The 21,451-nt window shown below is 66.0% G+C and carries 24 protein-coding genes; 6 read left to right on the top strand and 18 right to left on the bottom strand.

Annotated elements, in window-relative coordinates:
* Positions 1–6: 6 nt before the first annotated feature.
* Positions 7–726 carry a response regulator transcription factor gene (locus DVH29_RS06185; protein WP_114645297.1) on the bottom strand — a complete coding sequence of 240 codons (720 nt, stop codon included), beginning with the start codon at positions 724–726 and terminating at the stop codon, positions 7–9.
* Positions 727–1,018: 292 nt separating this feature from the next.
* On the opposite strand from DVH29_RS06185, the gene DVH29_RS06180 reads away from it, so the two are divergent.
* Complete coding sequence (locus DVH29_RS06180; protein WP_114645296.1) at positions 1,019–2,617, top strand: phosphoenolpyruvate carboxykinase; 1,599 nt, start codon at positions 1,019–1,021, stop codon at positions 2,615–2,617.
* Between the two features lie 73 nt (positions 2,618–2,690).
* On the opposite strand, the gene DVH29_RS06175 is transcribed toward DVH29_RS06180, so the two are convergent.
* The 3 genes from DVH29_RS06175 to DVH29_RS06165 form a co-directional block, all read right to left on the bottom strand.
* A complete protein-coding gene (locus DVH29_RS06175) occupies positions 2,691–3,272 on the bottom strand; it encodes a cell wall hydrolase (protein WP_114645295.1) in 582 nt (193 codons plus the stop codon).
* Positions 3,273–3,502: 230 nt separating this feature from the next.
* On the bottom strand, positions 3,503–4,390 hold the full coding sequence (locus tag DVH29_RS06170; RefSeq protein ID WP_199562535.1) for a cation diffusion facilitator family transporter: 888 nt from the start codon (positions 4,388–4,390) through the stop codon (positions 3,503–3,505).
* Between the two features lie 46 nt (positions 4,391–4,436).
* Positions 4,437–5,141: an HAD family hydrolase gene (locus DVH29_RS06165; protein WP_114645294.1), complete on the bottom strand. Its 705-nt coding sequence runs from the start codon at positions 5,139–5,141 to the stop codon at positions 4,437–4,439.
* A 127-nt stretch (positions 5,142–5,268) separates the two neighbouring features.
* On the opposite strand from DVH29_RS06165, the gene DVH29_RS06160 reads away from it, so the two are divergent.
* On the top strand, positions 5,269–6,066 hold the full coding sequence (locus tag DVH29_RS06160) for a DUF72 domain-containing protein (RefSeq protein WP_114645293.1): 798 nt from the start codon (positions 5,269–5,271) through the stop codon (positions 6,064–6,066).
* 53 nt (positions 6,067–6,119) lie between these two features.
* On the opposite strand, the gene DVH29_RS06155 is transcribed toward DVH29_RS06160, so the two are convergent.
* Positions 6,120–7,220, bottom strand: coding sequence for a saccharopine dehydrogenase family protein (locus tag DVH29_RS06155; protein WP_114645292.1), 1,101 nt, complete (start codon positions 7,218–7,220; stop codon positions 6,120–6,122).
* 125 nt (positions 7,221–7,345) lie between these two features.
* Here DVH29_RS06155 and DVH29_RS06150 point away from each other — a divergent pair, with 125 nt between their 5' ends.
* Positions 7,346–7,777 carry an Lrp/AsnC family transcriptional regulator gene (locus tag DVH29_RS06150; RefSeq protein ID WP_114645428.1) on the top strand — a complete coding sequence of 144 codons (432 nt, stop codon included), beginning with the start codon at positions 7,346–7,348 and terminating at the stop codon, positions 7,775–7,777.
* Positions 7,778–7,790: 13 nt separating this feature from the next.
* Here the strand turns inward: DVH29_RS06150 and DVH29_RS06145 are convergent, their stop codons facing one another.
* The 8 genes from DVH29_RS06145 to DVH29_RS06110 form a co-directional block, all read right to left on the bottom strand.
* The gene (locus DVH29_RS06145; RefSeq protein ID WP_158541580.1) at positions 7,791–8,417 is read right to left on the bottom strand and encodes a DUF4893 domain-containing protein; all 627 of its coding nucleotides are present in this window, start codon (positions 8,415–8,417) and stop codon (positions 7,791–7,793) included.
* Positions 8,418–8,488: 71 nt separating this feature from the next.
* Entirely contained in the window at positions 8,489–9,541 is a 1,053-nt protein-coding gene (locus DVH29_RS06140) for a sn-glycerol-3-phosphate import ATP-binding protein UgpC (protein WP_114645290.1), read from the bottom strand.
* A gap of 4 nt (positions 9,542–9,545) precedes the next feature.
* Positions 9,546–10,385, bottom strand: a complete 840-nt coding sequence (gene ugpE, locus DVH29_RS06135) for a sn-glycerol-3-phosphate ABC transporter permease UgpE (protein ID WP_114645289.1) — start codon at positions 10,383–10,385, stop codon at positions 9,546–9,548.
* A 13-nt stretch (positions 10,386–10,398) separates the two neighbouring features.
* Positions 10,399–11,283, bottom strand: a complete 885-nt coding sequence (ugpA, locus tag DVH29_RS06130) for a sn-glycerol-3-phosphate ABC transporter permease UgpA (RefSeq protein ID WP_114645427.1) — start codon at positions 11,281–11,283, stop codon at positions 10,399–10,401.
* A 69-nt stretch (positions 11,284–11,352) separates the two neighbouring features.
* Positions 11,353–12,684, bottom strand: coding sequence for a sn-glycerol-3-phosphate ABC transporter substrate-binding protein UgpB (ugpB, locus tag DVH29_RS06125; RefSeq protein WP_114645288.1), 1,332 nt, complete (start codon positions 12,682–12,684; stop codon positions 11,353–11,355).
* Between the two features lie 141 nt (positions 12,685–12,825).
* Complete coding sequence (locus tag DVH29_RS06120; RefSeq protein WP_114645287.1) at positions 12,826–14,022, bottom strand: class I SAM-dependent RNA methyltransferase; 1,197 nt, start codon at positions 14,020–14,022, stop codon at positions 12,826–12,828.
* Positions 14,019–14,939 carry a ribokinase gene (locus DVH29_RS06115; RefSeq protein ID WP_114645286.1) on the bottom strand — a complete coding sequence of 307 codons (921 nt, stop codon included), beginning with the start codon at positions 14,937–14,939 and terminating at the stop codon, positions 14,019–14,021. Before DVH29_RS06115 ends, DVH29_RS06120 begins: the two co-directional genes overlap by 4 nt.
* A 76-nt stretch (positions 14,940–15,015) precedes the next feature.
* Positions 15,016–16,188, bottom strand: a complete 1,173-nt coding sequence (locus DVH29_RS06110; protein ID WP_114645285.1) for a hypothetical protein — start codon at positions 16,186–16,188, stop codon at positions 15,016–15,018.
* A 118-nt stretch (positions 16,189–16,306) separates the two neighbouring features.
* On the opposite strand from DVH29_RS06110, the gene DVH29_RS06105 reads away from it, so the two are divergent.
* Positions 16,307–16,960: a helix-turn-helix domain-containing protein gene (locus DVH29_RS06105; protein ID WP_158541579.1), complete on the top strand. Its 654-nt coding sequence runs from the start codon at positions 16,307–16,309 to the stop codon at positions 16,958–16,960.
* Positions 16,961–17,014: 54 nt separating this feature from the next.
* On the opposite strand, the gene DVH29_RS06100 is transcribed toward DVH29_RS06105, so the two are convergent.
* On the bottom strand, positions 17,015–17,476 hold the full coding sequence (locus tag DVH29_RS06100; protein WP_114645283.1) for a hypothetical protein: 462 nt from the start codon (positions 17,474–17,476) through the stop codon (positions 17,015–17,017).
* A gap of 230 nt (positions 17,477–17,706) precedes the next feature.
* On the opposite strand from DVH29_RS06100, the gene DVH29_RS06095 reads away from it, so the two are divergent.
* Complete coding sequence (locus tag DVH29_RS06095; RefSeq protein ID WP_114645282.1) at positions 17,707–18,507, top strand: YbaY family lipoprotein; 801 nt, start codon at positions 17,707–17,709, stop codon at positions 18,505–18,507.
* Here the strand turns inward: DVH29_RS06095 and DVH29_RS06090 are convergent.
* The 4 genes from DVH29_RS06090 to DVH29_RS06075 form a co-directional block, all read right to left on the bottom strand.
* Positions 18,499–18,990: an MmcB family DNA repair protein gene (locus tag DVH29_RS06090; RefSeq protein ID WP_114645281.1), complete on the bottom strand. Its 492-nt coding sequence runs from the start codon at positions 18,988–18,990 to the stop codon at positions 18,499–18,501. The genes DVH29_RS06095 and DVH29_RS06090 overlap by 9 nt on opposite strands.
* A gap of 42 nt (positions 18,991–19,032) precedes the next feature.
* Positions 19,033–19,419, bottom strand: a complete 387-nt coding sequence (locus DVH29_RS06085) for an MliC family protein (protein ID WP_114645280.1) — start codon at positions 19,417–19,419, stop codon at positions 19,033–19,035.
* Positions 19,420–19,496: 77 nt separating this feature from the next.
* Positions 19,497–19,817 (bottom strand): AzlD domain-containing protein, encoded by a 321-nt coding sequence (locus DVH29_RS06080; protein WP_114645279.1) that lies wholly within the window; start codon positions 19,815–19,817, stop codon positions 19,497–19,499.
* Positions 19,814–20,515, bottom strand: a complete 702-nt coding sequence (locus DVH29_RS06075; protein ID WP_114645278.1) for an AzlC family ABC transporter permease — start codon at positions 20,513–20,515, stop codon at positions 19,814–19,816. Before DVH29_RS06075 ends, DVH29_RS06080 begins: the two co-directional genes overlap by 4 nt.
* Before the next feature lie 329 nt (positions 20,516–20,844).
* On the opposite strand from DVH29_RS06075, the gene DVH29_RS06070 reads away from it, so the two are divergent.
* Positions 20,845–21,450 carry a hypothetical protein gene (locus tag DVH29_RS06070; protein ID WP_147276015.1) on the top strand — a complete coding sequence of 202 codons (606 nt, stop codon included), beginning with the start codon at positions 20,845–20,847 and terminating at the stop codon, positions 21,448–21,450.
* The last annotated feature ends 1 nt before the right edge of the window (position 21,451 follow it).

Raw genomic sequence — 21,451 nt, 5'->3', positions numbered from 1 at the left:
AGGGACCTATTGCTCCTTGAAGCGGTAGCCCACGCCATAGAGCGTTTCGATCATGTCGAAATTGTCGTCCACGCTCTTGAACTTCTTGCGCAACCGCTTGATGTGGCTGTCGATGGTGCGGTCGTCGACATAGACCTGGTCGTCATAGGCCGCGTCCATCAGGGCGTTGCGGCTCTTGACCACGCCGGGGCGCTGGGCCAGGGCGAGCAGGATGAGGAATTCGGTGACCGTGAGGGTCACCCGCTGGCCCTTCCAGGTGCAGGTATGGCGCTCCTGGTCCATGACTAGCGAGCCGCGTTCCAGCGAGGTGCGGGGCGTCCCGTCCTCGCCATTGGTGACGGCGGCAGCGCCCTGCTCCTTGGGCGCGGCGGCGCGGCGCAGCACGGCCTTGACCCGCTCGACCAGGAGCCGCTGGGAGAACGGCTTGGTGATGAAATCGTCGGCCCCCATCTTGAGGCCGAACAATTCGTCGATCTCCTCGTCCTTGGAGGTGAGGAAGATCACCGGCACGTCGGATTTCTGCCGCAGGCGGCGCAGCAGCTCCATGCCGTCCATGCGCGGCATCTTGATGTCGAGAATGGCCAGGTCCGGGCGTTCCGAGGTCAGCCCGTCAAGGCCCGAGGCGCCGTCGGTGAAGGTCGCGACCTGATAACCTTCGGCCTCAAGCGTCATCGACACCGAGGTGAGAATGTTGCGGTCGTCGTCAACCAGAGCGATCTTGGGCATGCACTTCCCTTCATGGCGGTTTACGGCCGGCAGATAGGGGTGGCCGGCCAGTCTTTCAACATCACATGAACATATGGTGCCTTGTGCCCCTCATAATACGCGCAAATTAAGGCAAGGCCAAATGGTTCCCGCCCGCCCTCGCGCGGCTTTGCCCCGCTGCAGCGCAATTGCGCTCCCTCCGCATCGCTGGCCGCACTGTGAGACTATCGTCTTACGACCCTTTGCCAGATGGCCCGCACGGGGCCGGCCCCTTAAGTTGGCGGCACTATCATTGCATCCATGAGTGCCCGAGATGACCGACGTGACCTGCCAGAGCCTTGCCGCCGATATTGCCGGAAAAGCCAGCGCGATCCACTATAACGATGCCGCGCCCGTGCTGCTCGAAGCCGCCATTGCCCGCAACCAGGGGCAGCTGAGCGCCGACGGCGCCTTTGTCGCCGATACGGGCAAGTTCACCGGCCGCTCCCCGTCCGACAAGTTCATCGTCCGCGACGAGGTGACCGAGAACCTCGTGTGGTGGGACAATACCAAGGCCCTGAGCCCGGAGCATTTCGAGATCCTGCTGGCCGATTTCACCGCCAGCCTCGCCGGGGCCGAGCTGTTCTCGCAGCAATTGCTGGCCGGGGCCGAGCTCAAGCACCAGCTCAATGTGGAAGTGTTGACCCCCTCGGCCTGGCACGCGCTGTTCATCCGCAACCTGCTGATCCGTCCGGCCCGGGCCGGACTCGACGGCTTCGCGCCCAACGTCACCATCCTGCACAACCCCGATTTCAAGGCCGATCCGGCCCGGCACGGCACGCGCACCGACACGGTGATCGCCCTCGACCTGGCGCGCAATATCGTCCTGATCGGCGGCACCGCCTATGCCGGCGAGATCAAGAAATCGGTGTTCTCGCTGTTCAATTTCCACGCCCCGTCCGATGGCGTCCTGCCCATGCACTGCTCGGCCAATACCGGCAAGGGCGGCGATACGGCGCTGTTCTTCGGCCTGTCGGGTACCGGCAAGACCACGCTTTCGACCGATCCGGAGCGCGTGCTGATCGGCGATGACGAGCATGGCTGGTCCGACGAAGGCGTCTTCAACCTCGAAGGCGGCTGCTACGCCAAGACCATCAACCTGTCGCAAAAGGCCGAGCCGGAAATCTACGCCGCCGCCAAGACCTTCGCCACCGTGCTCGAGAACGTGGCCCTCGATTCCGTAACCCGCGAGCCCGATTTCGCCGACGGCTCCAAGACCGAGAACACCCGCGCCGCCTACCCGCTCTATGTGCTCGACAATGTCTCGCGCACCGGCACCGGCCCGACGCCGACCAATGTGGTGCTGCTGACCGCCGATGCCTTCGGCGTCCTGCCGCCCATCGCGCGGCTGTCGCCCGAGCAGGCGATCTACCACTTCCTTTCGGGCTACACCGCCAAGGTGGCGGGGACCGAGCGCGGCGTGGTCGATCCCGAGGCCACCTTCTCGGCCTGTTTCGGCGCCCCCTTCATGAGCCTGCACCCCACGGTCTATGGCCGCATGCTCAAGAAGCGCATCCGCGAAAGCCTCGCCGAATGCTGGCTGATCAACACCGGCTGGACCGGCGGCCCCTATGGCGTGGGCAGCCGCATCTCGATCAAGGACACCCGCCTGCTGCTCAACGCGGCCCTGTCGGGGGAACTGGTCAACGTGCCCTCCCGCGTCGATCCGGTGTTCGGCTTCCAGGTGCCGCTCGCGGTCAATGGCGTCGATTCCAGGCTGCTGACCCCGCGCGAGAGCTGGGAAGACAAGGACGCCTATGACCGCCAGTCGGCCAAGCTGGTCGGCCTGTTCGAAGCCAATTTCGAGAAATTCGCCGCCGCCGACGCGCAGATCGCCGAAGCCGGCCCGCGCCTCGCCGTGGCCGCCGAATAGGCTTTACGGCGCTATAAATGAAAAGGCCCGCTCCGGGATGCCGGAGCGGGCCTTTTTTGTATCTGGTAGGCGTTCAATAAAAGATATGATTGCCGATGGCGGCGACTTCCACATAGGCCGAGGCCCAGGAGGGCCGGACGCTGGTGGTGTGGAAATGCATGGCCGTGGTGAGCCCGTCATCGGGATGGCGCTCGCCTTCGAGGAACTGGCGATAGGCGATCTGGGCGATGAGGTTGGACTTCACCCAGCTCTCGCGATCGATGATATTGCCCTTGCCGCCATCGTCGGGGCGTCCGTCGCAGGCAAAGGAGAACTGGCAGCGATTGGGCAGATGGGCGTTCTGGAACACCACGTCGCACACCGTATCGGGATAGGCGCGGCTTTCTACGCGGTTGAGGATCACCGACGCGACGGCCCATTGCCCGCTTTCCGGCTCGCCGCGCGATTCGTGATAGACGGCCTGGGCGAGGCAATAGACCTCGCTCGCCGCCAGTTCCTTGCGCTCATCAGTGGGGCGGTAATCGGTGGAAGCGATATAATGGGTGAGCAGCTCAGCGGTGAGTTCCGCCTCCTGCGCCTTGGCCGCCCCCGCAACCGAAAGGGCCATGACGGCCCCCGTAACCATGCCCAGAATGGCGTGCGTCGCCCGCGCCATATGTGCCCCTTCTTGTACCCCGTCCGGCCCTGACCAGCCGTTTTTCCGATTGCACGCGCACCCTAGTCACACGCGGCAATTAACGCGATGTTAAGCTTAATTTTTGGTTAACCTAGCCAGTTTGATCGCGTTTGAGAAGGCCTATCGGGAGGACCTGAAGGGGAAGTGGCGGGATTGGCCGGCATTTGATGCAATTGCGACGCGGTGCGGCGCATGGCCGCCGCAAGAGGTCAGAGCACTACGATGCCCGAATGCTTCGCCTTGGCCTCGGGCTCCACATGGATGGTGACCATGGCCTCGGCGTGGTCGGCCTGCAGCGCCGCCTCGATGCGGTCGCAGATCGCATGCGCCTCCTCGACGCTCATTGTGCCGGGCACCACGAGGTGGAAGTCGATGAAGGTGACCTTGCCCGCCTGACGCGTGCGCACGTCATGGGCCTCGATCGCCCCTTGCGCATTGGCCCCGATGGTTTCCCTGATGGCGTCGAGCTGCTCCTTGGGCACGGCGACGTCCATCAACTGCCCGACGCTGCTGGCCAGCAGCCGGGTCCCCGACCACAGGATGTTGAGCCCCACCAGCGCGGCAAGCACGGAATCGAGCACCGGCATGCCGGTGACGATCACCAGCACCAGCCCGGCGGCCACCCCGATCGAGGAGAGCACATCGGTCCACAGATGCTGGCCATCGGCCTCCAGCGCCGGGGAGTGGAGCCTGCGCCCCTGGCGGATGAGCACCACGCACCAGACGCCGTTGATCGCCGTGGCCAGCATGGAAATCGCGATGCCCTCGAACGGCGCTTCGATGGGAGCGGGGGCGCGGAACCCCTCATAGGCCTGATGGAAGATCAAAAGCGCCGCGACGACGATGAACACCCCCTCGATCACGGCGGAGAAATATTCGGCCTTGTGATAGCCATAGGGCATGCGCGTATCGGCCGGGCGCGCCGCCAGCCGCACGGCGATCAGCGCCGCCAGCGCCGTGGCGAGGTTGACCACCGATTCCAGCGCATCCGAGAGCAGCGCCACCGATCCCGTGATGCGGGCCGCCCACAGCTTGAGCGCCAATACGGCGATGGCGATGCCGAGGCTGCCAAGGGCGAGTCTGAGGGTCTGGGTCATGATGCGCTCCACTGCGCATGGCATAATCCAGATTCGTCGCTCCTGTCTATCCTCTTGATTTTACTTGCAAATGCCTTTGCAACCCATTTGCAGGCACCAGGTGTTCATGGGCATGGGCCAGGCTCTCGAGCACCGCGGCACAAAGCGCCGCGACCTCGTCGGTGGGCTGGACGAGATCGGGCACCATGACGGTGCGCATGCCCGCCGCATGGGCGGCGCGCACGCCGGCATGGGAATCCTCGAAGGCGATGCACAGCGCCGGATCGACCCCCAGCCGCCCGGCGGCGGTGACATAGGGTTCGGGGTGCGGCTTGGGATGGAGCACGTCGTCGCGGGTGACGATGGTGTCGAAGAATTCGATCACCCCGGCCCGTTGCAGATGCGACAGGGCGTGGCTGGCGCGCGAGGAGGTGGCGACGGCCAGCCGGATGTCGAGCTCGCGCAGCGCGCCGAGCAATTCCCGCGCCCCGGGCTTGACCGGAACCCCCTGATGCAGCCGGTCGCTCATCACGGCGCGGCAGCGCGTATCGAATTCGAGATAGGAAAAGCCCGTGCCATAGGTTTCCTCGAGCAGGCGGGCAGTGGTTTCGTGCGAGGACCCCACCATGCGCATATGCACCTGCTCGGTCATCTCGAAGCCCAGCTCGGCGCAGATCTCGTAGACGATGGTCTTGAAGACGTTCTCGGTGTCGAGCAGGGTGCCGTCCATGTCGAAGATGGCGGCGTCGAACGGATGGGAGAGAGGAGACATGGCGCTTTCGGCGAGAGGAAGAAAGGCAGATTGCCTTATCACGCCCCCTACCAAAGGAAAAGAGCCCCCTTGCCGCAGGGGGCGGGGCGCGTGCTAGGCTGGCGGCCATCGCAGCGGAGGACCCGGCATGGCAGGCAGGATATTCATCGGGGTGGGCGGCTGGACGTTCGAGCCGTGGCGCGGCACCTATTATCCCGAAAAGCTGCCGCAAAAGCGCGAGCTCGAGCATATGGGCGCGACCATGACCGGGGTCGAGATCAACGGCACCTTCTATGGCAGCCAGAAGCCGGAAAGTTTCGCCAAATGGCACGATTCGGTGCCGGATGACTTCATGTTCGCCCTCAAGGGCACGCGCTATGCCACCAATCGCCGGGTGCTGGGCGAGGCGGGGGAGTCGGTGATGCGCTTCGTGGACGGCGGGGTGGCCGAACTCAAGGACAAGCTGGGGCCGATCAACTGGCAATTGGCCAAGACCAAGCCGTTCGATCCGGCCGATTTCGAGGCCTTCCTCAAGCTGCTGCCCGAAGAGGTGAACGGACGCAGGCTGCGCCATGCAGTGGAGGCGCGGCATGCGAGCTTTGCCAATGGCGAGGCCGTGGCGCTGGCGCGCCAATATGGGGTGGGGCTGGTCACCGGCGCCGACGCCGAATATGAGGTGATCGCCGATCCCACCGCCGATTTCGTCTATCTGCGGCTGCAGGGCAGCAGCGCCGAGCATGAGAAGGGCTATTCCGAGGCGGCGCTCGACGCCTGGGCCGACCGGATCGTCACCTATGCCGGGGGCGGGGTGCCCGAGGACCTGCCTTTGCGCGGCAAGGCGCCCGAAGCGACGCCGCGCGACGTCTTCGCCTTCGTCATTTCCGGCTTCAAGGAAAACAACCCGGCCGCGGCCATGGCGCTGATCGCGAAGGTGAGGGCGCGGTAGGAGGGCACCGCTTTCCCCTCACCTTCGCGCCGATCCCGTTTCCGGGTCGGCGATCAGGCGACCTTGCGCACCGGCCCGTCGGCGGCATAGGCCTTGCCGAAGCGGTTGGCGAGGAAGGTATCGAGATCGATGTCCTCCTGGGCGACGAAGCCCTTTTGCGGCAGGGCGCCCGAAGCCAGCATATCGAGCACGGTGGAAATGCCCGAGGCGGTGGTGATCTGGATCGCCGTGCGCTCGCGATCGCCCACCCGGCCCGACAGCACGGTGCGCTCGAAGCGCTCCTGGGCCGGCTTGCCGTCGCGGGTCCCGGTCACCTCGACAAGGATCACCACCTTGTCCTGGCTGGTGGGGGTGAGCGCGTGGCGGAAAATATCGAGGGCCAGGTCGCGGCGGTCACGCAGATTGAGATCGTTGAGCAGCAGCTTCATGATCGCGGCGTGGCCGGGATAGCGAATGGTGCGGTAGTTGAGGTTCTTGACCTTGCCCAGCAGCGCCTGCGGGGTGGAGCCCAGCCCGCCCGAGGTGTTGAAGGCCTCGTAGCGCACGCCGTCGATGCTCACCTCTTCGAGGTCTTCGAGCGGGGCGATCTCGGCCAGCTTGCCGTCGACGATCGCCTCGCAGGGCTCGCAATATTCGTTGATCACCCCTTCGGGCGACCAGGTGAGGGCGTAGCCGAGCACATTGGCGGGATGCTGCGGCAGGGCGCCGACCTTCATCTTGACCTCTTCGAGGGTGTCGAAGCGCTTGGCAAGGCTCATGGCGGCGATGGCGATGAAGCCGGGGGCCAGCCCGCATTGGGGAATGAAGGCGGTTTCGGCGCCGGCGGCGATTTCCTTGACGCGGCGGGTGGATTTCACGTCCTCGGTGAGGTCGAGATAATGCACCCCGGCCGCCGCCGCGGCCTCGGCGATGCGGATGGTCAGCGAATAGGGCGCCGCCGAGAGCACGGCGAACTTGCCTTCGAGCACTTTTTCCAGCGCGCCGGGCTCGGAGACCTCGCATTGCGCGGTCTTGACCTTGGGACCCGTATCGAGGGCCGCCAGCGCCTCGGCCGAGCGGTCGACCACGGTCACCGCATAATCGCCGCTCTCATCGAGCATGTCCGCGATAGTGGCGCCAATGCGTCCGGCCCCAACGACGACGATCTGTTTCATACCATCTTCCTGTGCATTCGGATCAGTCTTGCCGAAAGGATGGCATGCACTCCCGTTGATTTGTAGGCCCATTCAGAGCACAATTGCGGGTAAGATTGGACAAACTGACGGAAATTTACGTCATAATGACGAAAATTAACGCCGATGAAACCCTTCTCGCCCTGTTGCGGGAGGATGCCCGCATGCCGGTGGCCGAACTGGCCCGGCGCATGGGGGTTTCGCGCTCCACGGCCCAGAGCCGGCTCGAACGGCTGGAGCGTACCGGCATCATCGCCGGCTATGCCGTCAAGCTCTCGGGGCGCTACCTCTCCAGCCAGATTCGCGCCCATCTTCTCGTGACCGTCTCGCCCAAGCTGGTCTCCCAGGTGGTCAAGGCCCTCGAAGCGCTGATCGCGGTGCGCACGGTGCATTCGGTCTCGGGGAGCTTCGACATGATCGTGATCCTCCAGGCGCCCTCGGTCGCCGAGCTCGATGCGGTGATCGACAGGATCGGCGGAATCGAGGGGGTCGAGCGCACCATGAGCGCCATCATCCTCTCGACGCGGATCGATCGGTAGCGTTGCGGGCGCGCTATTTGCGGATTTCGTAGAGGCGATAGCGGCCGTCTTCCGGCGCGAAGGCCATGAGGAAATGCGCTTCGCCGATCTTGTAGATCTCGGCCACCGCGTCGAATTCGCGCTGTTCCGGCGTGGTTTCCCCCACCGTCATCGCCGAATAGAGGCGCGGGGCCTCGTAGCCGTAATAGAGCGCGCCGACGAAGAAGGCGCTGGTGTCATCCTTCTGGGCCAGAAGGCCGCGATGGCGCTGGGAGCCGGAATTCTTGTCGAACACATAGGCATCGCCCTCGGGATAAATGCGGGCCGGGAAATACTGGTAGATGAAGGCGCCGTAATCGGTGGCCTGCAGGGAGCGCATCCGCCAGTCGCCCTCCAGTTCGGCAAGGGCGAAGGGAAGGTGCGGCGCCTCGGCCAGGGCCAGGAATTGGGGAATGGCATCGAGGGTTTCCGGATCGTCGGACGACTCCCGGACTGTGTCGAGCAGTCCGGCGAGCCCCTCCTGCCAGCCCCGGGCCAGACCCTGGTCCTCGGGATGGAGCCGGGCGAACAGCGTTTTGGCATAGGGGGCGGTCTCGGGCGCCTGGGCGAGGGCGGGGCCGCCGGCAAGGACGGCCAGCAGCACGATCAGGATAGGCTTCACCTTGGGTCTCCACGCTCGGATACGTCCCGGCCAGCGTGGACCCGATCTGCGGCGCGATTCTGGCGAAGCCGCTAGGAAGCGAGCCGCCGTCCGCTTTCGGCGTCGAAGCAGTGCAGGTCGGCATGGGCGATGTGAAGGCCCAGTGTCTGGCCCGGCTCGCCGGCATGGATGCCGGGGGTGCGCAGCACCACCTCGCTGTCCAGCCCCGCCACATGCGCATAGACGAGGCTTTCCGAGCCGACCAGTTCCACCGCGTCAAGCACCGCATCGAGGCGCAGATGCGGCCGGTCGGGGGCTGTGAGCGCCACGTCCTCGGGGCGGATGCCGATGGTGCCGCAGGCCGGGCCGACGCTGTCGGGCAGCCCGCCCGCAATGCCGGCCAGGGCCGGGGCGGGAATGAGGTTCATGCCCGGCGAGCCCATGAAGCCGGCGACGAACAGCGAGGCGGGCCGGGAATAGACTTCGAGGGGCCGGCCGACCTGCTCGATCCGCCCGCCATTCATCACCACCAGCTTGTCGGCCATGGTCATGGCTTCGAGCTGGTCATGGGTGACATAGACCGACGTGGTGCCCAGCGTGCGCTGCAGGCGGCGGATTTCCACCCGCATCTGGCCGCGCAGCTTGGCGTCGAGATTGGAAAGCGGCTCGTCGAACAGGAAGGCCTTGGGCTGGCGCACGATGGCGCGGCCCATGGCGACGCGTTGGCGCTGCCCGCCCGAGAGCTGGCGCGGCTTGCGGTCGAGGAAAGGCTCGATCTCGAGGATGCGGGCCGCCTCGGTGACGCGGCGGTCGATCTCGGGGCGCGGCGTCCTGCGGTTCTTCAGCCCGTATTCGAGGTTCTGGCGCACGCTCATATGCGGATAGAGCGCATAGTTCTGGAACACCATGGCGATGTCGCGCTCGGCGGGTTCGAGCCGGTTGACCATGGTGTCGCCGATCCTCACCTCGCCCGAGGTGATGGTTTCAAGCCCGGCGATCATGCGCAGCAGGGTGGACTTGCCGCAGCCGGACGGGCCGACAAGGACGACGAGTTCACCGTCCGCGATGGAAAGATCGAGCCCGTGAATGGCGGTCACCTGACCCTGATAGGTCTTCTTGACGGCGGAAAGCGTGATGGAGGCCATGGGGTTATTTCTCCGTTTCCACGAGGCCTTTGACGAACAGGCGCTGCATGGCAATGACGATGAGAACGGGGGGCAGCATGGCGAGTACCACCGCCGTCATGATGAGGTTCCACTGCGGATCGACCTCCTGGGCGCCGGCCATCTGGCGCACGCCCATCATCAGGGTGAAGTGCTCCTCGCGCGTGGTGACCAGAAGCGGCCAGAGATATTGCACCCAGCCATAGATGAAGAGGATGATGCACAGGGCCGCGATATTGGTGCGCGAGAGCGGCAGGAGAATATCGCGGAAGAATTTGAGCGGACCCGCGCCATCGACCCGTGCCGCTTCCATCATCTCGTCGGGGATGGTCATGAAGAACTGACGGAACAGGAAGGTCGCGGTGGCCGAGGCTATGAGCGGGATGGTGAGCCCGGCATAGGAATTGAGCATGCCTAGATTGGCGACCACCTCATAGGTGGGGATGATTCGCACTTCCACCGGCAGCATCAAGGTGATGAAGATGATCCAGAAGGCGAGCGTTCGGAAGGGGAAGCGGAAATAGACGATGGCATAGGCCGATATGATCGAGATGGCGATCTTGCCCACCATGATGATCAGCGCCATCAGCGTCGAGTTCCACACCATCAGCCAGAAGGGCGGCGCGCCCGGCGGGTCGAAGGTCCACACGGCGATGAGATTGGAGATCAGCTCGGCGCCGGGCAGGAGCGGGGCGCCGCTGTTGAGGGTCACGTCGGTATGGGTCATGGCGATGATCGCCACATAGACCGGGAAGGCGACGACGATGACGCCGGCGATCAGCACCAGATGGGTGAGAAAACCGAGAAAGGGTCTGTTTTCAACCACGGGACCGTTCCCCTCAATAGTTTACGCGGCGTTCCACATAGCGGAACTGGATGAAGGTGAGCGCGATGACAAAGAGCATCAGCACCACCGATTGGGCCGATGACGATCCGATGTTGAGCCCGATGAATCCGTCGGAATAAACCTTGTAAACCAGGATATTGGTCGCCTGGTTGGGCCCGCCATTGGTGGTCGCGGCGATGATGCCGAAGGTGTCGAACATCACGTAGTTGATGTTGACGATGAACAGGAAGAAGGTGGTCGGCGACAAGAGCGGGAAGACGATGGTCCAGAAGCGTTTGAGCGGACCCGCGCCGTCGATGGCTGCGGCCTCGGTCAGCGAATGGGGCACCGATTGCATGCCGGCGAGAAAGAACAGGAAATTATAGGAAATCTGCTTCCAGGCAGCGGCGATGATGACGAGGATCATCGCATGGGTGCCATTGAGATTGGCGTTCCACACCACGCCGAAATAGCGCAGCATATAGGGCAGGATGCCGGTGGAGGAATTGAACAGGAACCACCATAATATGCCCGCGACCACCGGGGCCACCGCATAAGGCCAGACCAGCAGCGTGGTGTAGAACTGGGACGAGCGCACCAGCCGGGACACCGCCGCGGCAAACAACAGCGCCAGCCCCATGGAAATCGCAGTGACCGCGACGGCAAAGACCACCGTGCGCCCGACGGAATTGAGATAGAGCGGGTCCTGGAACAGGCGGATGTAATGGGTGATCCCCACGAACTGGGTCGAGAACCCGAAGGGATCGGTGCGCTCGAACGAGGATTTGACCGCCTGGGTCGCCGGCCAGATGAAGAACACCAGAGTGATGACCAATTGCGGCGCCACGAACAGATAGGGCAGCAATTTGTTGGGAAAGACTGTGCGTTTGGTTTCCATCATCCGCCCATCGTGAAAAAAAGGGAAGGGCCGGATTCGACCGGCCCTTCCATGCGGGTGGCGTCTGCCTTAGCTGTTGGCGGCTTCGAATTCGCGCAGGATCTGGTTGCCGCGCTGGACGGCCGAATCCAGGGCCTCCTGGGCAGTCTTGTCGCCCGAGAGAACTGCCTGGAATTCCTCATCGAGAACGGTGCGGATCTGGGGCATGTTGCCGAAGCGCACGCCCTTGGAGTTCTCAGTCGGCTCGTTGAGGTTGATCTGGCGGATGGCGATGTCCGAACCCGGATTGGCGTCGTAATAGCCCTGTTCCTGGCTCAGTTCGTAAGCGGCGAGGGTCACCGGGAGATAGCCGGTGGCCTGGTGCCAGGCGGCCTGCACTTCGGCCGAGGACAGATAGGTGAGGAATTCGGCGACGCCTTCATATTCGGTGTCTTCGTGACCGGCGAGGGTCCACAGGGTGGCACCGCCGATGATCGAGTTCTGCGGGGCGCCTGCGACGTCGCCGAACACCGGCAGCATGCCGAAGCCGACTTCGAAACCATCGGCATTGGCCAGAACGCCAGCGCGCGAGGCCGAGGAGTTCATGTACATGGCGCATTCGCCCGAATAGAACTTGGGCGCATTGTCGGCGCCGCCGGCGGTGCCGCCATAGGCATAGATGCCCGCATCCTGCCATTCGGCCAGCTTGTCCCAGAGACGGACGGCGAGCTCATGGTTGAAGGCCAACTCGCTCGACAGGCCGCCAAAGCCGTTCTCCAGCGTGCCATAGGGCACGTTGTGCAGCGCCGAGAGGTTTTCGGTGCCGAGCCAGGTTGCCGTATAAGCCATGGTGAAACCGCACTGGGCGGCGCCGGAATCGAGGATCGCCTGCGAGAAGGACTCGATGTCTTCCCAGGTCGCCGGAGCGGTTTCGGGATCGAGGCCGGCGGCGGCGAACACGTCCTTGTTGTAGTAAAGGATCGGGGTCGAGGAGTTGAACGGCATCGAAAGCATATTGCCTTCGGTGTCGGTGTAATAGCCGGTGACCACAGGGAGATAGGCGTTGGGATCGAAATCCGAGCCGTGGTCGGCCATGAGCTGATAGACCGGGTAGACGGCGCCCTGGGCGGCCATCATGGTGCCGGTGCCAACTTCATAGACCTGCACGATATGGGGCTGTTCGCCGGCGCGGAAGGCGGCGATGGTGTTGACCATCGATTCCTCGTATTCGCCGCGATAGGAGGGGACGACGACGTATTCGTCCTGGGAGGCGTTGAAATCATCGGCGATGCCGACCAGGCGTTCGCCAAGCTCGCCGCCCATGGAGTGCCACCAGTTGATTTCGGTCTGTGCCAGGGCCGGAGCGGCAGCGGCGAGAAGTACGATACCGGCGGTGGAGCCGGCGAGCAGTGTCTTGAGCATGTTGGTGATCCAAACCTTGCTGATCCGTCGGCGACGCCCATGCGTCCGCCGTTGCGAGGCGAGACCTAGGCCCTGGGGATAAAGCTGGCGTGACGGATCGATGACGGTTCGATGACGCCCCGAACGCCCCCTATACGGGGCTCAGCGCCGGGAAAACCGCGCAAACACTTCCGTATGGGCGGAAAAGGCGAACTGATCGACCGGGGTCACCGGCCCCATATGATAGCCGCCGGCGACCAGGATCGCCGCGTCGCGGGCAAAGCTCTGCGGGTCGCAGCTGACATAGGCGACGGTCGGCACCCGGGAGCGGGCCAGCTCTTTCGCCTGCGCCTGGGCGCCGGCGCGGGGCGGATCGAGCACCACGGCGTCGAAGCGGTTGAGCTCGAACACCCCGAGCGGTTCGCGGAACAGGTCGCGGCGCTCGGCGGTGATGGGCTTGAGCTTGCTGGCCTTCCGCCGCGCCGCGTCAAGGGCGGCAATGGCCGGGGCGTCGGAATCGGCGGCGAACACGGTGGCGCGCTCGGCCAGCCGCAGGGCGAAGGGCCCGACGCCGCAAAAGAGGTCGGCGATCTCCCGGGCACCCCGTGTCGCCTCGAGGACGAGATCGGCGAGAACCGCTTCGGCCCGCGCGGTCGCCTGCAGGAAGCCGCCGACCGGCAGGGGCACATCGGCCCGGCCCATGGCGATGAGCGGCGGGCGGGCGACGACCAGCACCTCGCCATTGAGCGCCAGCCGGGCCAGGTCGAAATCGCGCGCTATGGCCGCGAGGCCCTTATGGACACCGGCGCCTTTGGCGCGGATGGCGACGTCGAGGCCCATGGCGCTGGCGGTGAACGCCACGTCGCACGGCCCCAGCAGGGCGGAAATGGCGCGGGCGATCTGCGGCGCCCTGGCGAGGGCCGGGACGAGGATGGGACAGGCGTCGAGATCGTGAATGGTATGGCTGCGCAGGGCCATGAAGCCCGCCGCTCCGCCGGCTGCGTGCAGGGTGGCGCGGCGACGGCCCTCCCCATGGGCCGCGACCATCTCCTCGGTTTCCGCCGCGAGTCCGGCCCAGGCCAGCGCCGAGGCGACGAGGCCGCGCTTGAAGCCTTCATAGACGGCGGGCGCCATATGCTGGAGCTGGCAGCCGCCGCAGGCGCCGAAATGCGGGCAGGGCGGGGCGACGCGGTCGGGGCTGTGCGCGAGGATGTCCAGAACCTGGCCGCGATTGCCCTCGCGGTCGACGGCGACGGTCTCCCCGGGCAGGGTGAGGGGCACGAACACCCGCTCACCGTCCAGCTCGGCGATGCCCTCGCCGCGATGGCCGAGCCGGTCGATGGTGAGGGTGGCTCTCATGGGGCGGCGGCGGCCGCCTCCTGCGCGATGCGGGCCTCGACCGCGCCGCGCTCGGGAATCGAGGGCTGCGCGCCGGGGGTGAGGCAGGCCAGGCCCGCCGCGACCCCGGCCCGGGCCATGGCCGCACCCAGATCGAGGCCCTCGGCCAGCCCGGCGGCGAGATAGCCCACAAAGGTATCGCCCGCCCCCACCGTATCGACGGGCTTGATGGCGAGAGCCGGGGCCGAAAGGGGCTTTCCGTCCTCGATGGCGATGGCGCCGCGCGCGCCCAGGGTCGCCACCACGGTGGCGCCGATCCTCTGCGACAGCCAGGCGAGGGCCTCGGCCTCGGCCATCCGGGGGGCGTCGAACAGGTCGAGGACGCCGGCCAGCTCGGTCTCGTTGACCACCAGCACGTCCACCTCGTCGAGCAGCGCGGCGTCGAACACCATGAAGGGCGCCAGATTGAGAATCACTTTCGCGCCCCGCCGCCGGGCCAGCGCCGCCGCCGCGATGGTGCCCTCGAGCGGGGTTTCGAGCTGGAGCAGCAGATAGTCGCCCGCCTCGATGCCGGCCTGTTCCAGCGCGCTGGCCCGCAGGCGCGAATTGGCGCCGGGCAGCACGGTGATCATGTTCTCGCCGGCGTCGTCGACGATGATCAGCGCCGTGCCCGTATGGCGGTCCATGCGGCGCACTCCGGAGAGATCGATCTCGGCTTCGCTGAGCAGCGCCAGGGCGCGGGTGGCGAAATCGTCCGACCCCACGCACCCCACCATCTTGACCGCAGCCCCGGCCCGGCTGGCGGCCAGCGCCTGGTTGCCGCCCTTGCCGCCGGGGGAAAATTCGAGCGTCGTGCCCAGAACGGTCTCGCCCGGCCGCATCAGGGTCGGGGCGTGCCCGATCAGGTCGATATTGATCGAACCGAAAACGACGATCATGGAATCCTCCGTCTGGCTGTCAGCGCCCCCTTTTGCCAGAGGGCGGCGGCCGAGCCAACCGCAGACTGACGCAGCGTCAGAGATTGGCCGCGACGCGCAGGCCCAGCCGGTTCTCGTCATAGGGCCCGGCCAGCCCCTCGACCCGCCGATAGGCGAGCTTGCCCGAAAGCGAGAGCGGGCCGAGGCGATAGACCGCCTCGGCGGAAGCGCCCCATTCGGTCTCGATGGTGACGTCGAGGGCCGCCGAGCGGCGCTGCTGCGCGGACAGCGCCGCCTCCAGCGAGAGGCCGTCGAGCGGGTTGACCATCAGCCCGGCGCGGGCCCGCAGGCGCCAATCGGCGTAGAGATCGGCCGGATCGCCGATATCGGCCTCGGCCGAGAGCGAGCCGCGCAGCGTCAGCCCGGGGACAAGGACGAGGCTCATCTCCGCCCGGGCATAGGGCAGGACGATGGGCGCGATGCCGTCAAGGCCGGCGAACAGCATGTCCGCGCCGCCGCGCAGGGCGAGCGCCGTGCCGCTACCGTCGCCGATCTCGATGCCCCCGGCGATGCGCCAGAGCTGGCCGGGCACGCGGCCGTAAAGCGCCTGTTCGGCCGCCTCGACCACGACCGCCTGCCATTCCACCACGCCCGAGAGGGTGGCGTGGCGGCCGAGCGGATGGGCGAGATCGAGCCCGGCCGAAAAGAGATCGGCATGGGACGCGGTGCGCAGCGGCGGCACCAGATCGGCCTCGATCCGGGTTTCGCCCGGGCGCCGCGCCTCATAGCCAACCGAGAGGCCAAGAAGCGCCTGCCCGGCGCGGTGTTCGAGGCGCAGACCGGCCTTGCCGGTGAAGAGCGGGCTCCGTGTCCCCAGCATCTCCAGCCCGGTCGCGGCCCAATTGCCCTGTTCCTCATAGAAGAGGTCCAGCCGCCCCCGCAGCCGGGTGTCGGGGCCCAATCCGATGCCGGCCTCGATACGCGCCCGGGCCAGCCAGTCATCGAGGGCCGGCAGGGAGAGATAGCGGGTCTGCTCGATCCCGAACGCCGCCCGCAGCATCGCATCGCCCTCCCCGGCGGTGAGCGCCAGGGTGTGGCTGTCGATGACATAGGCCGAGCCGCTGCCCCCCGGCCCGTCCTGGGCGTTGGAGGTCCAGCCCGCCTCGAAAGAACTCTCCAGCGCCACGGGGAGGTCCCCAGCGGCGGCGGGCGCGGCAGCGGTGGCGGCGAGGACGAGGCAGGCGATGCGGCCCCAGTTCAGGATGATCACGGATACGCCCCCATAACACTTGTTCACCGGCGGATGCTCTGATGGCGTCGAGCATGGGGCGGGCGTGGTTGACACTCCCATCATCGGCGGACCGGGGTTTTTACGTAGCATGACACAGATGAGCGATATCGGGGATCTGGGCGATGCGCTGCGGCGCTTTCGCATCCGCGCCCGGATCAATCAGGAGGCCATCGCCCGGACCCTGGGGGTGAGCCAGGGGCAGATTTCGCGCTGGGAAAGCGGCCGCGACGCCCCGCGCGCCCACAATGCCGAGGCCATCAGGGCCCTGGTCTGGGGACGGCGGGACGAGCAGGTGGAGGCCTTGCTGGCCTATGTGGAAGGCGCCCATGGACCGCTGGCGCTGTTCGACGCCCGGCTGGACATTGTGGCCGCCAGCCCGTTCCTGCGCATGCGCGGCGGGCCGCTGGCCCAGTTCGGCTGGCTGTTCGACGCGGCGATCAACCCGGTGCTGGCCACCATGGCGCAGCGCTTCCAGAGGCTGGCGCGCAGCGAGGCGGTGATTGCCCTGGCCATTCCCTTCACCCATGAGGACGAGCCCTGGGCCTGTCGCGGGCGGCTGAGCGTGGCGGCGGTGGCCTCCGAGCCCTATGCCATCGGGGAGATGAGTTTCGCGCGCGACCCGCGCCACGCGGTGACCACCATCACCCTCGAAGCGTCTGGCGTCGTGCCGGCGCGGACCGGGGCCGAAAACGCACCCAACGCCACAGCCCGGGCCGGCGCAATGCCGACCCGGACCGGGCCTGACTGGTAGTGGTGCAGGTCTCGCTCGTCCCGGGGGCACGGTCGGAACGAAGCCTGCGGGAGGTCACCAGCCGAAGCTGTTGAGCGAGTGGGTGTAGAAATTGGAACCCCACTGGTTGCCGACCGCGTTGCCGGTGCCGATCACGTTGCTGTTGCCGGGGACGACGGTGTGGCCATAGCCGGAGATATTGCCCGAGCCCACCGTGTTGCCCTTGCCCGAGACGATGGTGTTGCCGCGGCCGGGGATATAGGTGTTGTCGCGGCCGGTGACCACCGCATGGCTGGAGCCGGTGGTGTTGGTCGCGGCGTTGTTGGCGCTGGCGGACGAACCGAGCCCGATGCCCGACAAGACGTTGGAGCCGTTGAGGACGCCGCCGTTGAGGACCGAGATATGGCCGGTCTGGAAGGCGAGCAGGTTGTTGCCGATGCCGAGCAGGCCCGAATTGCCCGAATTGAGCAGCTGGGCATGGGCCGGAGCGGCGAAGGCCAGGGCGGAAACGACGGTAGCGGTTGCGAGAAGTTTCATGATTGCCTCCTTGGGGCGGGTTTTGCTCTTCGACGAAACGAGCAGAGCCCCGGCGGACGGGCTTCATCAATGCTTAACCATGTTTATATGCGTCCCATGCGCTTTATGCGCGTTTGGCCGGGAAATTAACGCTGCGGGTTAGCGTTACCGGCCCGTTCAGCCCGCGTTCAGCGCCGGGAACCCACAACCCCCGCCACGGTTTTACCCCTTTCCCGACCGGAGATTTTGCCATGACCATCCGTTTGCCCGCCCTCGCGCTCGCCGCCCTGTCCAGCCTTTTTCTGGCCGGCTCGGCCCTGGCCCAGACCCATACGATCACCGGCGACCTCGCCTATCGCGAACGCATCGCCCTCCCCGAGAGCGCCGTCGCCACGGTCTCGCTGCTCGACGTGTCGCTGGCCGATGCGCCGTCCCGGACCCTCGCCGAACAGGTGATCGACCCGGCCGGGCAGATTCCCATCGGCTTCGTGCTCGAGGTCGACGCGTCCGCGATCGAGGCGGGCCACACCTATGCCCTCGCGGCGCGCATCGAGGTCGAGGGCGAATTGTGGTTCATCACCGACACCCGGAACGAGCTCGACCCCCTCGCCGCAAATGAGCCCATCGGGCTCGAGCTGGTGCGCGCCCTCTCGGAAGCGCCCGGCGCGGAGGCCGAGGCGGCGATGCCTGCCGAGCTGGCCGGGACGGCCTGGCGGCTGTCCCTGCTGGGCGCCGAGGCGGCCAATGAAGGGGTCGAGAGCACGCTGCGTTTCGAGGCCGGGGGCGCGTCGCTGGGCGGCAATGGGGGCTGCAATTCCTATGGCGGCAATATCGCCTTTGCGGAGGATGGCAGCTTCGCCATCGGACAGGTGGCGGCGACCCTGATGGCGTGCGACCCGGCCAGCATGGAGCAGGAGCAGGGCTTTTTCGCCGCGCTGCAGGCCGCGACCGCCTATGGGATCGAGGGCGACACGCTGATCCTCATCGATGCCGAGGGCAATCGCCTCGCCACCCTTACCGCCGAGGCGGCAGCGGAAACGCCGTCAGAATAGATCCTCGCGCCGGGTCTCGGGGTCCATCAGCGCATGGACCCTGTCGGCGCCCAGCCGGGCGAGCTTGAGCATCATCGCCTTGCGCCGCGCGCCGGGCAGCGGGTCATGGGCGGCGGGGCGCATGATGTCGCCCCAATGGCCGTCCGCCACCATCAGCCCCTCGGCCTCCGGGAAAATCCCCGCATCGAGCTCGGGGGGCTTGCAGAAGAAGAACCGGTCGCAGAATTCCTTGTAATGGGGCCATTTGGCGTCAACCTTGTAGTCGATGAGGCTCGACTTGATCTCGACGATCCAGATCTCGCCCTTGCAGCCCAGCCCCACCACATCGGCCCGGCGCCCATTGCGCAGCGGCACTTCGGCAAAGCAGGTCATGTCGTGCACCGAGCGCAGATAGCGCATCACTCCGCGCTGCACGCGCAGGGCGGTGGCCGACTGGCGGCCATCGGTGAGGGAGGGTTCAAGCAAGGGCTGGGCGGGGTTCATGTTCCTCTTTTATTCTCACAAGCCCCATCGCTCAACTGATTTTCAGGGAATATCCTCGATGGTGTGGCACATGGCCGGCTCGGCCTCGGCATCCTCGGTTGCCGTCATGGCGTCGGTGAACATGGCCTCGTTGCCCCGGCTCCACCATTCATACTGGCCCGAGACATAGCGCGCGCCCGAGCCCGAGATGACGTTGACGAAGATCAGGTCCTCCCCTTCCACCGGCACGATGGCCAGGAAATGGGGATGGGCATTGATATATTGCACCGATTTGGGTTCATCCATGCCGTCGCACTGATAGACGGCAATGTCGCGCTGGGCATTGCCCTCGAGCTCGAACACCAGCTGCATGCCGGTCTCCACGGCCCCCGCCGGAGCGGCCGACAGCGCCAGGGCACCGATGGCCGTGGCAAGCAAAAGCGTCTTCATCCTGGTCCTCCTTGGCAAATCACCCCCGTGGCCGGGAGGCTAGCATCCAAAAGATGACCGTGCCATGGCGGCGGCGATCACACCAGTGCGAAGACGACGCCATAGGCCACCGCCCCGGCCAGGGTGGCGATGGTCACCTCGCGCCGCCACCAATAGACCGCGACTACGGCGAGCGCGCCGGCCGCCAGCGGGGCGATGACCGGCCAGTCGGGCGCGATCCGGGGCAGAAGGGCGCCGACGAACAGCGCGGCAATGGCCGCCGGCCCGGTGGCGGCGAGGAACCGGCTGAGCGGGGAATCGGGATTGCCGGTGCCGCGCATCAGGAAGGTGGGCAGGAAGCGGATGAGATAGGTGCCGATGGCCACCAATATGGTGATCGTCCAGAATTCGGAATTCATCGCCCCAGCCTCCGCCACGGCACCAGCCCGGCGAGGGCGCCGACCACCATGCCGCCGATGATGCCCACCGTGACCGAAACCGTGAGCGTGAGGCCGATGGCAGCCAGCGCCGTGACGATCACCACGGGCACGGTCTCGCGGTCGAGCATGGACAGCATCATGGCAAGGAACAGGGCCGGCATCAGGAATTCCATGGCCGCGTCGATCACCGGATAGGCGCCCAGCACCGCGCCGAAATACGCCCCGATGATGGTGCCCGCCAGCCAGGCGAAATACGGCCCGAAGCCGATCCCGAACATGTAGCGGGGGGAGAAATTGTCTTTGGAGCGGTTGAGCCCGATCAGCGCCGAGGCGAAGGCCCCGTCCGACAGCCAGAAGCTCCAGGCCCAGGCATGGCGCTTGTCGGCCCGGTCGCGCGCCTTTTCGATGAGGGCGGGGCCGTAAAAGATGTGTCGCACATTGGTGGCGATGATCGAGAGCGCGGTGACGAGGATCGGCGCGCCGCCCCCGAGCAGCGCCAGGACGAGGAACTGGCTCGCCCCGGCATAGACCGCCGCCGAGATGAACACCGCTTCGAGCGGCGACAGCCCGACCTTGATCGCCGCGATGCCGAAGGCGATCCCCACCGGGACATAGCCGATGGTGAACGGCATGGATATCTGCGCGCCGAGGCGGAAGGAGGCGGGAGGTGCGGACATGGGGGAAATTCGGGCACGTGGAAAAGAGGCGGGACCATAATGCGGTTTCGGGGCGATGGCCAGTGGATCGCACGAGCCCGCTCATGGGCGCTCAACCCGCCTGTAATCCATGATAATGACCGCATTTCCAGCCTTTGCGCGGGCAGCAGCGGGGCTGCAAAGCCGCCTCCGGGCTGCGACAGATCGCGCAGGCAATTGTGCAACCCGATGGGAAGTCATCCGTTGTCTCCCCCGAGAGAGGCGGCGAATCCGGGTCCGGCCCGTTCAACCGCTTCCGAAAGAGGAAGAGCGCCAAAGCCCTTCCAAACGCTCAAAAACGGAGACTGAAAATGAAGAAGCTCTCTGCTCTTGCCCTTGGTACGGCCCTGGCCCTGTCCATGCCCCTGGCAACACTGGCCCAGGATGTCGATGCCGGCGTGGACGTCGGGGTCGATGTCGGTGACGACCTCGATGTCGACGCTGGCGTGGATGCCGGTGTGGACGCGGGTGTCGATGCTGGCGTCGATGCCGTGGTGACTGTCGGCGGGGAAGCCGAAGACGGCGTCCATACCTATGAGGACCTGTCCACGGCGGTCCAGTCGGCGGCGACGGTCGATCTGAGCGCCATCACCGCCGAGACCGAGATCAGCATCGTGCCGATTTCCACGCTGGGCGATGCCGATGAGATCACGGCCGAAAGCTTTGCCGATACGCGGACCGAATTCGAGGCCGATATCGACGCGCTGCAGGCCAATATCGACGGCAATGCCGAGATCGTCGCGGCGCTGGAAGCCGAAGGCTATGACAGCAGCGACGTGGTCGCGGTGTGGGCTGAAGCCGACACCTCGGTGACCATCTATGTCGATGACGCCTCCAGCGACATGGATGGCGGCGCCGGGACCGACGTCACCACCGATGTGGAAACCGACGTCGAAGGCGAGGTCACCACGCAGTAAT

Origin of the sequence: Pelagibacterium lacus (assembly GCF_003345525.1) — a bacterium.
Lineage (GTDB): Bacteria > Pseudomonadota > Alphaproteobacteria > Rhizobiales > Devosiaceae > Pelagibacterium > Pelagibacterium lacus.
This window is presented reverse-complemented; position numbering and strand designations above follow the sequence as displayed.

Bases quoted from the DNA above. Each gene is read 5' to 3' on its own strand.
- DVH29_RS06105 (WP_158541579.1), top strand. From the start codon at position 16,307: ATGAGCGATATCGGGGATCTGGGCGATGCGCTGCGGCGCTTTCGCATC.
- DVH29_RS06070 (WP_147276015.1), top strand. From the start codon at position 20,845: ATGAAGAAGCTCTCTGCTCTTGCCCTTGGTACGGCCCTGGCCCTGTCC.
- DVH29_RS06080 (WP_114645279.1), bottom strand. From the start codon at position 19,817: ATGAATTCCGAATTCTGGACGATCACCATATTGGTGGCCATCGGCACC.
- DVH29_RS06095 (WP_114645282.1), top strand. From the start codon at position 17,707: ATGACCATCCGTTTGCCCGCCCTCGCGCTCGCCGCCCTGTCCAGCCTT.
- DVH29_RS06170 (WP_199562535.1), bottom strand. From the start codon at position 4,390: ATGACCCAGACCCTCAGACTCGCCCTTGGCAGCCTCGGCATCGCCATC.
- DVH29_RS06180 (WP_114645296.1), top strand. From the start codon at position 1,019: ATGACCGACGTGACCTGCCAGAGCCTTGCCGCCGATATTGCCGGAAAA.
- DVH29_RS06185 (WP_114645297.1), bottom strand. From the start codon at position 726: ATGCCCAAGATCGCTCTGGTTGACGACGACCGCAACATTCTCACCTCG.
- DVH29_RS06120 (WP_114645287.1), bottom strand. From the start codon at position 14,022: ATGAGAGCCACCCTCACCATCGACCGGCTCGGCCATCGCGGCGAGGGC.
- DVH29_RS06090 (WP_114645281.1), bottom strand. From the start codon at position 18,990: ATGAACCCCGCCCAGCCCTTGCTTGAACCCTCCCTCACCGATGGCCGC.
- ugpA (WP_114645427.1), bottom strand. From the start codon at position 11,283: ATGGAAACCAAACGCACAGTCTTTCCCAACAAATTGCTGCCCTATCTG.
- DVH29_RS06155 (WP_114645292.1), bottom strand. From the start codon at position 7,220: ATGAAACAGATCGTCGTCGTTGGGGCCGGACGCATTGGCGCCACTATC.
- DVH29_RS06100 (WP_114645283.1), bottom strand. From the start codon at position 17,476: ATGAAACTTCTCGCAACCGCTACCGTCGTTTCCGCCCTGGCCTTCGCC.
- DVH29_RS06160 (WP_114645293.1), top strand. From the start codon at position 5,269: ATGGCAGGCAGGATATTCATCGGGGTGGGCGGCTGGACGTTCGAGCCG.
- ugpB (WP_114645288.1), bottom strand. From the start codon at position 12,684: ATGCTCAAGACACTGCTCGCCGGCTCCACCGCCGGTATCGTACTTCTC.
- DVH29_RS06075 (WP_114645278.1), bottom strand. From the start codon at position 20,515: ATGTCCGCACCTCCCGCCTCCTTCCGCCTCGGCGCGCAGATATCCATG.
- DVH29_RS06165 (WP_114645294.1), bottom strand. From the start codon at position 5,141: ATGTCTCCTCTCTCCCATCCGTTCGACGCCGCCATCTTCGACATGGAC.
- DVH29_RS06115 (WP_114645286.1), bottom strand. From the start codon at position 14,939: ATGATCGTCGTTTTCGGTTCGATCAATATCGACCTGATCGGGCACGCC.
- DVH29_RS06085 (WP_114645280.1), bottom strand. From the start codon at position 19,419: ATGAAGACGCTTTTGCTTGCCACGGCCATCGGTGCCCTGGCGCTGTCG.
- DVH29_RS06175 (WP_114645295.1), bottom strand. From the start codon at position 3,272: ATGGCGCGGGCGACGCACGCCATTCTGGGCATGGTTACGGGGGCCGTC.
- DVH29_RS06150 (WP_114645428.1), top strand. From the start codon at position 7,346: ATGACGAAAATTAACGCCGATGAAACCCTTCTCGCCCTGTTGCGGGAG.
- DVH29_RS06140 (WP_114645290.1), bottom strand. From the start codon at position 9,541: ATGGCCTCCATCACGCTTTCCGCCGTCAAGAAGACCTATCAGGGTCAG.